This is a genomic window from Streptomyces sp. NPDC050508 (assembly GCF_040655155.1).
Taxonomy (GTDB): Bacteria; Actinomycetota; Actinomycetes; order Streptomycetales; family Streptomycetaceae; genus Streptomyces.
Window position 1 is genome coordinate 430,597 of the sequence record NZ_JBFAJJ010000002.1, and the last position, 14,094, is coordinate 444,690.

At 70.1% G+C, this 14,094-nt stretch carries 13 protein-coding genes; 4 read left to right on the forward strand and 9 right to left on the reverse strand.

Features of this window, described 5'->3' with window-relative positions:
• The first annotated feature begins 76 nt into the window (after positions 1-76).
• From AB0I69_RS07115 to AB0I69_RS07125, 3 genes are all read left to right on the forward strand, one after another.
• Positions 77-1,294, forward strand: coding sequence for a histidine kinase (locus AB0I69_RS07115; RefSeq protein ID WP_363094553.1), 1,218 nt, complete (start codon positions 77-79; stop codon positions 1,292-1,294).
• On the forward strand, positions 1,291-1,950 hold the full coding sequence (locus AB0I69_RS07120; RefSeq protein ID WP_363094554.1) for a response regulator transcription factor: 660 nt from the start codon (positions 1,291-1,293) through the stop codon (positions 1,948-1,950). The genes AB0I69_RS07115 and AB0I69_RS07120 overlap by 4 nt, the downstream gene beginning before the upstream one ends.
• Before the next feature lie 109 nt (positions 1,951-2,059).
• Entirely contained in the window at positions 2,060-2,869 is an 810-nt protein-coding gene (locus AB0I69_RS07125; RefSeq protein ID WP_363094555.1) for a hypothetical protein, read from the forward strand.
• On the opposite strand, the gene AB0I69_RS07130 is transcribed toward AB0I69_RS07125, so the two are convergent.
• From AB0I69_RS07130 to AB0I69_RS07150, 5 genes are all read right to left on the reverse strand, one after another.
• Positions 2,826-3,590, reverse strand: coding sequence for a TIGR03943 family protein (locus AB0I69_RS07130; protein WP_363095019.1), 765 nt, complete (start codon positions 3,588-3,590; stop codon positions 2,826-2,828). The two genes, AB0I69_RS07125 and AB0I69_RS07130, sit on opposite strands and share 44 nt — an antisense overlap.
• Positions 3,587-4,546: a permease gene (locus AB0I69_RS07135; protein WP_363095020.1), complete on the reverse strand. Its 960-nt coding sequence runs from the start codon at positions 4,544-4,546 to the stop codon at positions 3,587-3,589. Before AB0I69_RS07135 ends, AB0I69_RS07130 begins: the two co-directional genes overlap by 4 nt.
• A 145-nt stretch (positions 4,547-4,691) precedes the next feature.
• Positions 4,692-6,035 (reverse strand): tetratricopeptide repeat protein, encoded by a 1,344-nt coding sequence (locus tag AB0I69_RS07140; protein WP_363094556.1) that lies wholly within the window; start codon positions 6,033-6,035, stop codon positions 4,692-4,694.
• A gap of 48 nt (positions 6,036-6,083) precedes the next feature.
• Positions 6,084-6,272 (reverse strand): DUF397 domain-containing protein, encoded by a 189-nt coding sequence (locus AB0I69_RS07145; RefSeq protein ID WP_363094557.1) that lies wholly within the window; start codon positions 6,270-6,272, stop codon positions 6,084-6,086.
• The gene (locus tag AB0I69_RS07150) at positions 6,238-7,080 is read right to left on the reverse strand and encodes a helix-turn-helix transcriptional regulator (RefSeq protein WP_363094558.1); all 843 of its coding nucleotides are present in this window, start codon (positions 7,078-7,080) and stop codon (positions 6,238-6,240) included. Before AB0I69_RS07150 ends, AB0I69_RS07145 begins: the two co-directional genes overlap by 35 nt.
• A gap of 112 nt (positions 7,081-7,192) precedes the next feature.
• Here AB0I69_RS07150 and AB0I69_RS07155 point away from each other — a divergent pair, with 112 nt between their 5' ends.
• Complete coding sequence (locus tag AB0I69_RS07155; RefSeq protein WP_363094560.1) at positions 7,193-7,510, forward strand: DUF6401 family natural product biosynthesis protein; 318 nt, start codon at positions 7,193-7,195, stop codon at positions 7,508-7,510.
• A gap of 253 nt (positions 7,511-7,763) precedes the next feature.
• On the opposite strand, the gene AB0I69_RS07160 is transcribed toward AB0I69_RS07155, so the two are convergent.
• The 4 genes from AB0I69_RS07160 to AB0I69_RS07175 all read right to left on the reverse strand — a co-directional run bounded on the left by AB0I69_RS07160 (position 7,764) and on the right by AB0I69_RS07175 (position 13,943).
• Positions 7,764-8,327 carry a Uma2 family endonuclease gene (locus tag AB0I69_RS07160; protein WP_363094561.1) on the reverse strand — a complete coding sequence of 188 codons (564 nt, stop codon included), beginning with the start codon at positions 8,325-8,327 and terminating at the stop codon, positions 7,764-7,766.
• 76 nt (positions 8,328-8,403) lie between these two features.
• A complete protein-coding gene (locus tag AB0I69_RS07165) occupies positions 8,404-9,072 on the reverse strand; it encodes a hypothetical protein (RefSeq protein WP_363094562.1) in 669 nt (222 codons plus the stop codon).
• A gap of 149 nt (positions 9,073-9,221) precedes the next feature.
• A complete protein-coding gene (locus tag AB0I69_RS07170; protein WP_363094563.1) occupies positions 9,222-10,025 on the reverse strand; it encodes a hypothetical protein in 804 nt (267 codons plus the stop codon).
• A 138-nt stretch (positions 10,026-10,163) separates the two neighbouring features.
• Positions 10,164-13,943 carry a hypothetical protein gene (locus AB0I69_RS07175; RefSeq protein ID WP_363094564.1) on the reverse strand — a complete coding sequence of 1,260 codons (3,780 nt, stop codon included), beginning with the start codon at positions 13,941-13,943 and terminating at the stop codon, positions 10,164-10,166.
• Positions 13,944-14,094 lie beyond the last annotated feature (151 nt).

Here is a 14,094-nt window from a genome sequence, read left to right on the forward strand (position 1 = left end):
GAAGACCTCCCGTACCGGCGAGAAGTAAGACCATCGATTGACGGCAAGACGACGCCCCTCCCGTAATCTCGGCTGAGTGAACCTGCGCAGACCGGACCATTCGCCCGCTGCCGCGGCGGGGGACGACCGATCGGCGTACCTCGGCCATCTGTCCCGGCACATTCGGCGGCACGCGGCGCTCGGACCCGTGCTGCTGCTGGGGCCGCCCCTCATCTGCAGCGCCGCCGCGGTGCACGAGCTGCTCTACAACCGGGCCGACGTGGTCGACTGGCTGCTCGCGGCAGCGGTGGTCTGGCCGCTCGTGCTGCGGCGGCGGGCTCCCGTCGGGGTGTTCTGGTGCTGCTGGGCGGTGGCCATGGCGACGTGGGCCTTGGGCACCCTGTCGTTCGCGGAGTTCGCCGTGCTCGTCGCGCTCTACACGGTCGCGGCGGACCGCGGCCTGCGCTGCTCGCTGAGTGCGGCGGCGGCCGTCCTCCTCGGATGCGTGCTGATGGCACTGCGGTTCGGGCCGCCCGGAAGCGTCAACGACGTGGTGGTCGTCCTCAGCGGCCTGGGTGCCGCCGCCTTCTTCCTCGGCACCACCGTGCGGGCCCAGCGCCGGTACCTGGTGTCCATCGAGGACCGCGCCCACCGGCTCGAACGCGAACGCGCCCAGCAGGCACAGCTCGCCGCGACCACCGAACGGGCCAGGATCGCGCGGGAGATGCACGACATCGTCGCCCACGGCCTGGTCGTCACCGTCGCCCTGGCCGAGGCCGCCGCCGCGACGACGGCCACCGACCCGGACGGGGCCCGCGACAAAATGCTCCAGGCCGCCTCGACCGGACGGCAGTCCCTGGCCGGGATGCGGCGCCTGCTCGGTGTGCTGCGCACGGACTCCGGCACCGAGCGGGCACCCCAGCCGAGCCTCGACACGCTCCCGACGCTGGTCGACGAGGTCCGGCGTACCGGTCTGGAGGTCCGGCTGGCCGAGACGGGCACCCGGGCACCGCTGAACGAGCAGGCGGAGACGACGCTCTACCGCATCGTCCAGGAGGCGCTGACGAACGTCGTCAAGCACGCCCAGGACGCGTCGACGGTGGACATCACCCTGACCTGGGAATCCCACGCCGTCGGCTTCGGTATCCGCGACGACGGCACCCCGCCGTCCCGCACCGTCGGGGCGGAGAGCACCGGCAACGGTCTGGCCGGTATGAAGGAGCGGGTGGCGATGTTCGGCGGCGAACTGTATGCGGGTGCCACACCGTACGGCTGGGCCGTCACCGGCAGCCTGGGGCTCGGTGAGCCGCGATGACGACGATCTCGGTGCTCATCGCCGACGACCAGGCGCTGGTCCGCATGGCTTTCCGCAGTCTGCTCGGCACGATGCCCGACATCCAAGTCGTCGGCGAGGCCGCGGACGGCCGTGAGGCGGTCGACCTCGCCCGGCGCACCAGGCCCGACGTGGTCCTGATGGACGTACGCATGCCGGTCATGGACGGCATCGAGGCCACCCGCCTCATCACCACCACGATGTCCTGCCGTGTCCTCATCCTGACCACCTTCGACCTGGACGAGTACGCCTTCGCGGGCCTGCGCGCCGGAGGCTGCGGTTTCCTCCTCAAAGACGTCCGGCCGCCCGTCCTCCACGACGCCATCCGTGCCGTCGCCTCCGGCGACGCCGTCCTGACCCCGCGCATCACCCGCGGCCTGGTCGACCGTTTCGCGCAGCTCGCACCGCTGCCCCAAGGCGATGCGGCAGGAGCCCTGTTCGCCGAGCTCACCGCGCGCGAGAAGGAGGTGTTCCACCTCATCGCCGCGGGGCTGAGCAATGCCGAGATCGCCGGACGGCTCTTCCTCACCGAGGCCACGGTCAAGACCCACATCACCCGCATCCTGGCCAAACTGGGGCTCCGCGACCGGGTCCAGGTCGTGATCTTCTCCTACGAGCACGGACTGCGCGCGAGCTGACGACCCCGGAAATCCGGGGTATCCGGGGTCAGACAAAGGTCGTACGCCCCCGGAAAACCCATGACGTTCGTCTGATTCGCGGCCTCGGGGAATTTCCTAATCTGAGGCCATGACCACAACCACCTCACAGAGCCTCGCGATAAAAGTCCCGGAAATCACCCTCCTCTTCTGGACGGCGAAACTGGGGACGACAGCATTCGGCGAATCGTTCTCCGACTACGTGTTCTTCAACGATTACATCGGCAGGCACGCGGCCATCCTCATGGGCCTGACGCTGCTGGTCGGCTGCCTGATCGTGCAGCTGTCGACCAAGAAGTACACGCCGGTCGTGTACTGGCTGACAGTGACCTCCGTCAGCATTTTCGGCACCATGTCGGCCGATTTCCTCAACCAGGATCTCGGCATGCCGCTATGGGGCTCCACCGTGCTGCTCCTTGCCCTTCAGGCGGGAGTTTTCACCACCTGGTACATCAGCGAGAAAACCCTGGACACGCACAGCATCAACACCCGTCCGCGCGAGGTCTTCTACTGGCTCACCGTCATTTTCACCTTCGCCCTCGGCACCGCGGCCGGTGACTTCGTCGCGGGTCCGCTCGGCCTGGGCACCCTGGCGTCCACGTTCGTGTTCCTCGCGGTCATCCTGCTGCCCGCCGCGGGCTACAAGTGGCTGCGGTTGAACGAGGTCCTCGCGTTCTGGCTCGCCTACACCGTCACCCGCCCCCTCGGTGCGTCCTTCGCCGACTGGCTGGGGGTTCCGTCCCCCTACGGCGACGGCCTGCAGCTCGGCACGGGCCCGATGAGCCTGGTCACCGGAGGCGCACTGGCCGCCGTGCTCGCCCTGGTCGTCGTCCGGCATCGGGCGGACACCGCCCGGGTCAACGCTTGTCGTACGGATCCGCAGGCTGCTTCACCTGCGTGACCTCCGTGGCCGCGAGTACCGGTGGCCACGCACTGTCCGTACCGAGCTTGCCCTTCGGGATCCAGGTGCCGGTGACGGTGACCCAGGTGTCGGTCTGAGGAGCCCCATCTGCTTCGTCGCCCCGGATCTCGACCTTGCTGATCGTCGCGTCGGCCGCGCAGCAGGTGACCATGAGGCGGGTGACGTACCAGGTGCCGTTGCTCCCGTGGGTCACGAAGCCGGTCATACGGAGGGTGCGGCCCTTGAGGGAGTGGCCGGTGTCGTAGATCGCGCGGGAGCTGTACTGGGCGACCGAGATGTCGAGGGGGTTCCCGGCGGGAAGCGCCGAGAAGGTACCCACACCCTGCGCCGCGCGCTGCGCCTCCTCACGGGACGCGCTGTACGAGCCGAGCGCCGGGGGCGGGAAGAGGAGGAGGGCGAGGGCGGGGAGGGTGAGGAGCCAGGCGATTCGGGGACCGGCGTGAGAGTGGGAGTGACCATGGTCGTGCTCCCCCTCTCCCTCTTCCTCCCCCGCTTCCTCCTCTTCCTCCTCGTGCTCCCTGTGGGCCATCGCCCGTACCACCGCCACCACACCCAGCAGCACCAACAACCCACCGGACACGACCAGATACGGTCGCAACGCCGCCTGCACATACCGCAGATACAGCTCGCTGAAGAGCGAGATCCGCAGGACCGCCCCGCCCACCATGAGGAGCAGGACCGCCGAGCCGTAGCGCCTCACAGCAGCCACCACCCCACCAGCGTGCTGCTCGTCACGGCCACCAGCCACGTCGTCGAGGAGAAGCGGAAGGCGAAGGAACGGCCGAACGTGCCCGCCTGCAACGCGATCAGTTTCAGGTCCACCATCGGGCCCACCACCATGAACGCCAGCTTCGCCGCCGGCGAGAAGCCGCTCAGCGAAGCCGCGACGAACGCGTCCGCCTCGCTGCACACGCACAGCACCACCGCCAGCAGCGCGAGCAGGAGCAGTGACAGCCAGGACGAACCCGTGAAGATGTCCAGGATCGAACGCGGTACGGCGATGTTGAAGGTCGCCGCCGCTGCCGCGCCCAGCACCAGGAACCCGCCCGCGTGCAGGAAGTCGTGCTGCAACCCGGCGACGAAGGCCTTCACACCCGTGGGCGACGAGGCGGCGGCCTGCGTGCGCTTCGGGAGCCGTAGCCACTCCTCGCGGCCGAATCTCGCCCAGAGCCAGCCCATCACCACCGCCGTCGCGAGGGAGGCGATCAGGCGGCCCAGCACCATCTTCGGCTGGCCCGGGAAGGCGATCGAAGTGGCCACCAGGACAACCGGGTTGATCGCGGGCGCGGAGAGGAGGAAGGCCAGGGCGGCGGCCGGGGCGACCCCCCGTCTCATCAGACTGCTGGCCACCGGTACCGATGCGCATTCACAGCCGGGGAGTACGACACCCGCCGCGCCCGCAATCGGCACCGCGAGGGCCTGGTTGCGGGGGAGGAGCTTCGTGAACACCCGCTCCGGTACGAACGCTCCGATCGCCGCCGACACAACCGTGCCCAGCAGCAGGAACGGCACACCCTGCACCGCCACCGCCGTGAAGACCGTCCACCAGGCAGCCACGGGCGGGGTGTAGAGGTCGAGGGCCAGCATCGGTCCGAGGACGGAGACAACCGTGGCGATGGTGATGAGCGCCGCGCCGCCGAGTACCGCGTAGACCATGGCGCGTACGGCCAGGCGCAGGCCGTCGACGACGGTCCGTTCGTTCTGCACCCGCACGCGCCTGTCTCATCCCGTTTCGCACCACTACGACTACGACTCGTACGTCGCACGGTAACCGTCGGCGCTGTGCGGTATCCCCGATTTGTCAAAGAGGAGGCTGTGCGGGGGCCGGGCCCAGGGTCGTCGTGCCGGGAGCGGTGCGGTGCCCGAGACCCGTGCGATACGCGTCGAGGGCCGCCTCCACCCGTCCGGTACGGCGCAGCAGATCGCCGAGCATCCGGCACAGGTCGGCCAGGTCACCGGCCGCGCCCGCGCGTTCCAGCAGACTGAGGGCGCGGACGTAGTGCTCCTCGGCCGCGTCCGTGTCGCGGGAGTCCTCGGCGATGATGCCGAGGAGGCGGTGGGCGGCGGCGGAGTGCAGGGCGCCGCGTTCGGAGCTGAGGTCGCTGAGGACGTCGTGGAGGAGGGCGGCGGCCTCGTCGGACTTGCCGCGTTTGTGCAGTACGTCGGCCAGTTCCACGGCGACCTGGCTGCTGTACAGCGCCGCACGCTTCGCCGTCAGCATGGCCAGCGCCTGCCTCAACTCGACCTCGGCGCGCTCCAGTTCGCCGTCCTGGGCGTAGACGTAGCCGCGCATCCAGTGGCAGTTGGCGAGTTCGGTACGGAACTGGAGTTGCCGGTACAGATCGGCGGCCTTCGCGAGCGAGGCGTCCGCCTCCGCGACCTTGCCCTCCGCTATCAGCGTCCGCGCCACCGACCGGTGCATCCGGGCGAGCAGCGCCGGGTCCGCGACCTGCGGCGCGAGCGCGAGCGCCAACTCGGCCGCCTGGGCTGCCCGCGCGTGCGCGCCCATGTCCATGTACGGCCCTATCGCACTCGCGTAGAGGAGGAGCAGCGCGTCGGGGTCGTGCAGGCCGCCACGGTTCAGCTCATCGAGCGTCGACTCCAACAGATAGACGGCGTAACGGAGTTCACCGGTGAGGTAGTGCGCGACGGCACGGCCGCGGATGGCGGGGACGCGGGAGGGGAGGGGTTCGTCGGCCAGCCGTTGCTCGGCGCGCTCGAAGTACAGGGTGGCGGCGGAGAGATCACCGGTGTCGAGGCCGCACTCGCCGAGTCCGAGCAGCGCGATGGCCTCCTCGTCGGCCAGCCCGTGCGACTCCGCTTCCTCCAGGAGCTCGGCGTACAGCTCGGCGGCTTCCTCCGACTCCCCTGTCGCCAGGGTGCGTTGGGCACCGGTCAGCCGTAGGCGCAGCTCGGTGGCGAGGTGGGCGGGGCGGCCGGTCGCCAACTCGTCGTAGGCGACACCGAGTCGGTCCGCGAGGTGCCGCAGCGCGTCGTCGGAGGGGCGGACCCGGCCGGCCTCAAGAGTGGAGATGTACGCGGGCGTGTAGGCGGGCTCGGCCAACTGCCGCTGAGTCAGCCCACGTTCGTGCCGCAACTGCTGCACTCTGCGCCCGATGACTTCCGGGTCGTCCCGTCTCACCATGCATTAATCATGCCAGTAAGCCGAGTTACAGACTGGCCGGTAACTCAGTTACACGGAGAGGGAGTTGATGAAGTCCTCGAAGCGGGCGCGGGAGACGGTCAGGACGGCTCCGCCGGGGTTCTTGGAGTCGCGGACGGCGATGGAGGGGACGAGGTCGGCGACCTCGACACAATCACCGCCATTGGTACCGCTGTAACTGGACTTACGCCACGTCGTCGTCTGTCGCCCGGTCTCCATAACGTTCCTCCATCACGCGCGCGATCAAGTCGGCGGAGTCGCCTACAGAAAGGGCCCCCGCCTGCAAGCGAGCGTATCCGACCGAGCGCTCCTTGATGACGTCCGGGTTGGCAGTCATGTGCCCCTGGTCGTAGCCCTCGGAGTAGTGGATGTCCGGGTCGTCGTCGAAGCGCAGGAGGTTGAAGGAGCCCATCATTCCGGTGTGCGCACCCACGGAGAACGGCAGCACCTGGATGTTCACCCAGGGGTTGTCCCGGAAGCTCACTAGATGGCCGAGTTGCTTGTGCATGACCTTACGATCGCCGACCATCCGGAACAGCACGGATTCGTCCAGGATGACCCACACCGCAGGCGGCTGCTTCTTTTCCAGGATCCGCTGCCGTTCCATGCGCGCCGCGACCGATTCCTCGACCTTGTCCGGCTCGTCGACGGCCAGCAGCGCCGCCGCGTACTCCGGCGTCTGGAGAAGGCCGTAGACCAACTGGCACTGATACGTCGAGATGTACGCAGCCTTCGCCTCCATGTCCGCGTACGCCTGGAACCAGTTGGGGAGTTGGCTCCGCAGAACCATGCCGATCATGCGTGTGAAGGACCCGTCCGTCATGAACGCGGCGTCGAGGCGTTCGGCGAAGTTCCGGGTCGGGACCTTCTGCGCCGTCTCGATCTGCCCGATGAGCGAGCCGGTGCAGTAGAGGATCTTGCCGAGGCCCTCCAGCGTGAGGCCCGCCGCTTCCCTCAACCGACGGCATTCGTAGCCGAAGTAGTCCAACGGGGATGCGCTCGGGTCGAGTTGGCGAACGTGGACCATGCGACAGTCACCTCCGAGTAGTTACGGCCTGTCGCCGAGAGTAACCACTCGGCCCCGCCCCGGTGATGAGAATCACGAACTCTCCACCACGCACGTGCCGTACCGTGGAGAAATGTCCCCTTTGGCCAAGATCAGCGACTCGTACGCGCCGCGCTTCGCGGAGTTCGCGTTCGAGCCCGCCTTCATGGCCGCCGTGGACCAGCACGTGGCCGAGCTGCGGGAACGCCTCGCGGCCGGCGGGCCGGGCCTGACTCCCCCGCCCCCGGACCACGCCGATCTCACGGACTACGCGCTCGGCTTCCTGGACGCGCTCGCGGAGCTGGACTGGCGGGAGCCGGTGGGGCACGACTACGCGGTGTGCAGGCTGACCGCCATCAGCTGGCTGGTGCACCGGCACGGACTCCTGCCGGAGCAGCGCCGAGGTGACTGAAAAAGAGTTTCCGGTGACTCAACTCCCCCTGAGGCCCTTCCCGTTGCGCGGTCCGACCCTCTAGGTTAGGCACGCATTAAGCGTGCTTAACTCATCGCTGTCGTCGCCGTCGTTGTCGCTGTCACTGTCGTTGCGAGGTAGGTATGTCCGCGCGTTACGTCAGAGGATTCTGCGCCGCCGTCATCGCCGTAGCCGCCCTGATCGGCGCGGCAGCGGCAAGCCCGGCCAAGGCGGCGGACCACCCGCCGGTGTCTCACTCGGGCGGAAGCATCGTGTCCGTGCACGGGTAGAGCGGCAGACCACCGGTCTCGACCTGCCACCGTCCCGCGATGGTGACGGTGTTCCCGTACGGCAGGTGCAGACGGTTCTCGTACTCCGGGGAACCGCGCCACCCGCCGATCTCCCACTGGTAGGTCCACGTGCCGTCGCGCGGGTCGACGATCAGGTAGTGGGGGATGCCCATGGCTGGGTAGTCGCGGCTCTTGTCCTCGTAGTCGGTGCCGGGGCTCGACGGGAAGACGACCTCGACGGCCAGCAGGGGCATGGTGGCCTCGCCCGTGGTGACGACAATGTCGGGGACACGGAGCTTGCCGAGGACTTCGCTGCCAATGTCGGCGGCCTCGAAGGCACCGACACCGTCCGGGAGCTGCGGAACGAGTTGATCACGCACGTCCGCAACCGTGACCTCGTGCCGGCTGCACGGGCTCATCGTCATGACCAACATCCCGTCGCTGATCTCCGGGTACGTGAGGCCCGGCGGCGGCATGAAGTGCTCGCGCAGCTCACGCAGACGGTTGTAAACGGCACGCTCGGTCACACCGCATGGTAGCCAGGGCCAACGCGAGCCCGGCCAACGCGGCCGGGCCCCGTCCGGTTCACCGAGTAGTGCGGGTTCAGCACTTCCACACGGCCCAGTAGAGCTCCCCCTTCAGTGAGCCGTCCGACCATGCGACAGGTGTGTCGATGTGGATGCCCGAGGAACCCTGGCCCGGGTAGTACCAGTAGTAGTGGCCGTCGACCCGCTTGCCGTAGTGGACCTCCAGCCAGCCCACCGAGTGGCGGACGTACGGCGCGAACCAGTACGCGCCCTTGTAGCCGGGGCGGATCGTGTTGGTGATGGTGCTGGCCGCGGTGCGGGTGTTGCCGAGGGTCCAGGTCTCGGAGGTCGTGGAGCTGGCCTTCATGCCCTCCTCGAAGGTGTCCGACAGTCCCACGCTGACCTCGATGCTCTGCTCCTGCTCGTAGGAGTACGAGGTGTTCGTCGAGTAGCTGTAGTTCACGGCGTACGTGCCGTTGTCGGTGCCCGCGCAGTTCGCGACCACGTTGCTGGCCTGGTGCCGCTTGCCGAGCGCGGTCCAGGCGTTGACCTCGTGGTACTGGCACGAGTCGGGCTTGCGGCTGCCGCTGTCGTGGTTGCAGCTCGCGAGCACGTCCGGCTTGTCGTCGCCCCAGCCGGGGCTTGAGTTGGCACTGGCCGTCCCCGTGGAGAAGGGGATGAGCACCAGGGCGAGAGCGGGCGCCAGCAGAGCCATGCGTCGGCGGCCTCGCGGGAACACCTTCATGGTCGTTCTCCTCGTCGATACGTCGGTCGGCGCCACCACCCGCGACGGGTGGCGACGCCTCCGATCGTCATCGCCGGGGAGTTGATCGGACAGTCCCGCCCCAGGGGCGAATCAACTCCGGATCACCCACCTCACCTGCGGTTACCGCCTTACATGCCGGACGAACCCGGCATGTCGTCGCGCCGCATGTCCGTGCCCATGTCCATGCGCTCGCGCACCGGCTGGTTGGTCATCGCGTCCTCGCGGCCCGCCTGGTACGCGGTGAGGCTGCCCTTGGCGTTCGTGGTCTCGCGCTCCGCCGCCATCAGCATGCGCTCCATGCGCTGACGCATCGGGGCGATCATGCCGCCGCCGACGCCGACGATCATGATGCCCGCCGCGGTCGCGAGGGCCGCGTACAGCACCGGCTGGGTGACCGACGTCGCGATGCCCGCCTGGCCCAGCGCGGCGATCACGCCGAGCGCCATGATGCAGGCCCAGACGATGGTCGCGAGCATCTTGCCGTACGACATCGACGACAGGGCGCTGCCGACGATCCCGCGGACCGCGTTGGCGATGGCCATCGCGACGACCACCAGGACGACCGCGACGATGCCGCGCGGGAGCCAGGCGACGATGCCGTTGATCATCGTGCTCACCGGGTTGGCGCCGAAGACGCCGAGCGCGAGCTGCAGGGTGATCAGCATCAGCGCGTAGTACACGATCTTGCAGACGATGCCGGTCATGTCGTACTTGGAGTCCCGCAAGTACCGTTCCGTACCGGCCCGTTCGGAGAGTTTCTCCGAGCCGACCTTGCGCAGCACCCGGTCCAGGACACGGGCGATCATCTTCGACACGAACCAGCCGATGGCGAGGATGACCAGGAAGCCGACGAGCTTCGGCACGAACTGCGCGACCTTCGACCAGGCGTCGTTCAGCCCCTGGGTGAAGTTGATGGCGAGGGTGGTGGCCATGGGCGGCACTTCCTTCGGTGGGTCCTAGTGGGTACTACCGGCCCCCTTGTTGTTATTCATCAGTGGAGCAGCGCCGTGCGGGCGTGGCCGCGTGAGCTGGTCCGTACGGGTGAAGAGCACCTGTCGGCATACGGGACTTCAGCAGATACGGCGATACGGCGCGTCCGGCACGTACGTCCGCCACTGCGCCCGCGTCAGCTCCGCGTTCCCCGTCCTCGCGCAGACCCGCGTCCGCGCCCGGCCCGGGTCCACCGCGTAGCGCTGGAGCGGGACGTGTGCGCTGCCCGCGTACACCGTGGTGCCGTCGGGGCTGAAGGCGAGCGAGGTGAGGGCCTCGCCGGGGGTGGTCAGCGGGCTGCCGAGGGGCTGTTGGGTGGCCACGTCCCAGAGTTGCAGGCTCCCGGCGTCGCCGGCGACGGCCAGGGTGCGGCCGTCGGGGCTGAAGGCGAGGGCGGCGACGCCCTCCGGGGTGGTGCCGGTGGGGGTGGGGAAGACGTTGCGCAGGATGCCCTCGCGGTGGCCGGGAGTTCCGCCCTCACCCCTGTCCCCGTCCCACAGGTCGACCCGGCCCGTCTGGTCGCCGACCGCCAGTGTGGAGCCGTCGGCGGTGAAGGCCATGGCCCCGATCTCGCCGCCCTGCACGAGGTCGCGCCCGGTGGACCGGCCCGAGGGCAGCACGGCCACTCGCCCCTCGCCGACCAGCAGCGTGCCGTCCGGGCGGACGGCGAGGTGGGAGCCGGTCACGCCGGTCAGCACGGAGGTCCTGTGCCGGCGCGCGAAGTCCCATGTCTCGTCGGCGAGTTGACCGATGGAGGTGTCACGGACCGCGTGGAGGGTGTGGCCGGCGTTCGGGCCGAGGGCGAGGGAGATGACCGCCGCGCCGGGCAGGTCCAGCGCGGCGAGGGATCTCCCGTGCGTCACGTCCCACACCCTGAACGGCTGCGCCACCGCCTCCCGGCCGGGCGCCGAGACGCCGTACGTGAACCGGGTGCCGTCCAGGCCGAAGGCCATCAGGGGGAGGGTGTCGGCGGGGACGGTGGGGAGGGCGGGGTCGGCGGAGACGGGGACGGGGACCGGCGGGAAGGTGTGCAGGGCCCGGCCGGTGGAGGTGTCGTAGAGGCGGAAGAGATAGTGACCGCCGGTGCGCTGTGTGGTGGCGTAGGTGCGGCCGTCGGGACTGAACCGGACGTCGTTCAGGGCGGTGGGCCGCCAGTGGGAGGTGACCGAGGCGCCCAGGTCGAGGGTGTGGACGGTGCCGCTCTCCAGATAGCGCAGGGTCCGGCCGTCGTGGTCCCAGACGAGGCCGCCGTAGAGGTGCTGGTTGTTGAGGTCGTGGCGGAAGACGGGGGCGCCGGGGTCCGAGAGCCGCCAGACGCGGAGTTCCGAACCGTCCGCCGTCGCCATGAAGGTGCCGTCCGGGCTGAAGGACGCGTACTGCACACCGGTGTCGTAGAGGTCGGCGGCCGTGCGGCCCGTCGCGGTGTTCCAGATGCGCAGTCCGGTGCCGGTGGCGGCGGCGAGACGGTCGCCGGTGAGGGCGAGGAAGGGGGCGTCGGCGGCGCAGACGGTGCGGTCCTGCTGCCAAGTCCCGCTCAAGGGGCTGGAGTTGGACGTGTTCCACAGGTTCAGGGTCCTGCCGGAGCAGGCTGCTGCCGTACGGCCGTCCGCGCTGACCGCGGTGAGTGCCGCGTCGGCCGCCCGCGCCTCGAACGTGACGCGGCCGTCGGCCAGGGAGCGCAGCCGCACGTGGTCGCCCTCGGTGGAGAGGAGGGAGCGGCCGTCGGCGGTGAAGTGGACGTCACCGACGTCGTGCGGCGCGGGCCCGCCGGTCCAGCGGCCGGTGGCCGTGTCCCACAGCCGGAGACCGTCATTGCCCTCGGTGACTCCCAGGACGTGCGCGGAGGTGCCGACCTCGGTCACCGTGCCGGTCGGCACCCGGCCCGAGCCGGTGGCGCGGTGGGTGGTCACGTCCCAGGTGCGCCAGGCGCGGCCGTTCGCACTGAGCAGGGTGCGGCCGTCGTCGGCGAGGACGCGCCGGGTCTCCTCACCGGGCGTGGGATCGGTGAAAGTGTCCGTCTCCGCCTGCGCGAGGGAGCCGAGCAGGGCGCGACGGGTCTCGGGCAACTGGGCTGTGCGCCAGGCGGCGACGCCGAGTTGGAGCGCGGTGCGCGGGTCGGTGGTGCGCAGCGCGTCGGCCACGTCGGCGACCCGGCGGGCGGCGGTCTGGGTGCGCTGCCGCTGGTTGTCGTCCCGCTCGTGGCAGACGGCGACGGCCGTCAGCACCGCGACGACCAGGACGGCGGACAGGGACGCGGTCAGGATGCGGTGTCTGCGGCTGATCCGGGCGGCGGTTCGTCGCTCGGCGGCGCGGGCGTCGAGGGCGGCGGCGAGGAAGGCGCTCTCGGGGGTGGTCAGGGCGAGGTCGGGGGTGGGGGCATCCGCACGCCCCGCGGCGTGACCGCCCACCCGGCCCCCCACCTCCTCGGCGAACAACTCCTCCGCCCGAGCCAACCGCGTCCCCCGATACAACGCCCCGGGATCCCGGTCGTGCTCCAGCCACGTGCGCGCCGCGTCCGTCAGCATCCGGTGATGGCGGAGCCGTTCGCGGTCCCGCTCGATCCAGTCGTGGAGACGGGGCCAGCAGGTGATGAGGGCCTCGTGGGCCAGCTGCACGCCGTCCTCGTCGGCCGTCAGCAGCCTGGCCCGGGTCAGGCGTTCCAGCACCACCGGCACCGCGGGGTTTCCCCATTCCGCCAGTTCGGCGCGGGTGAGGGGGCGGCGGGTGTCGGGCGTGCCCTGGCCCGGTACGACCATGCGCAGGAGCAGGTGGCGGGCGGCGACGGCTTCCTCCGGGGACAGGCCGCCGTACACCTCCTCCGCCGTCGCCGCGATGGCACCGCGCACTCCGCCGGCCGCCTCGTATCCGGCGAGGGTGAGCATCCTGCCCCTGCGACGCCGCCAGGTCTCCAGCAGGACGTGGGAGAGCATCGGCAGGCCGCCGGGTTCGCCGAGGACCTCCTCCACGAGGCGAGCGGTCAGGGCGCGCTCGACCAGGCAGCCGGCCGCCTGCGCCGGGCCCACCACCGCCTCCCGCAGCTCCTCCGCCCGCATCGGACCGAGCAGCAGCGCGGCGCCCCGCAGGGCGTCGGCCAGGTCGCGGTGCTCGGCACAGCGGGCGTAGAAGTCGGCGCGGACGGAGACCAGCACCCGCAGTCGGGTGTCCGGGGAGCGGGCCGCCAGAAGCAGGTCGATGAAACGGGACCGTTCGCGTGCGTCCCGGCAGAGGGTGAAGACCTCCTCGAACTGGTCCACCACCACCCAGCTCTCCGGCTCGTCGGGAGCGGGGGTGAGCAGGTGCCCGTACGTCGTCGCGGGCGTCGCGCCCGGCGTGAGGATGCGCAGCCTCGCCGCGCAGCCGTCGGCCGCGATCTCCTCCTGCAATCGCGCGATCAGCCCGGCCCGCAGCAGGGACGACTTGCCGCTGCCCGAGGGGCCGAACAGCACCGCGAACCGGTGGTCGCAGACCAGCGCGGCGACCTCGGCGACCATCTGGTCCCGGCCGAAGAAGAGGTGCCGGTCGTCCGGCTCGAACCGGGCCAGCCCGCGATACGGCGCCGGGCCACCGTCCTCGGGTTCCGCCGCGAGCACCCGGCCCGCCTCCGCCTCGGCCTCCTTCCAGCGCGGGCCCCACTCGGCCGGGTCGCCGTCACACGCCCGTACGTATCCCTCGACCACGGCGAGCGTCGGCAGCCGTTCGCCGGCCGCGGCCTGGGACAGGGTGGTCGCCGAGAAGCCCGCCGCCTTGGCCATCGTCCGGTACGAGGGGCTGCCCGCGGTGCGGCGCAGCTCCCGCAACGCGTGCGCGAGCCCCTGCACGGCACCGGCCCGCGGGTCGACCGGTCGCTCGGGACGGCCCATGCGCGTACCTCCGTACACCTCGCGAAAGCGACATCAGGAGCGATGACCATACGGATGGCGAGGAAACGGCCGCGTGGCAACGAGGTGACGGCTGGGTGACGCAAACCGGCCCTCGTCCCCGAAACGGGATTGATTGCCCTGGTGAGAGGGG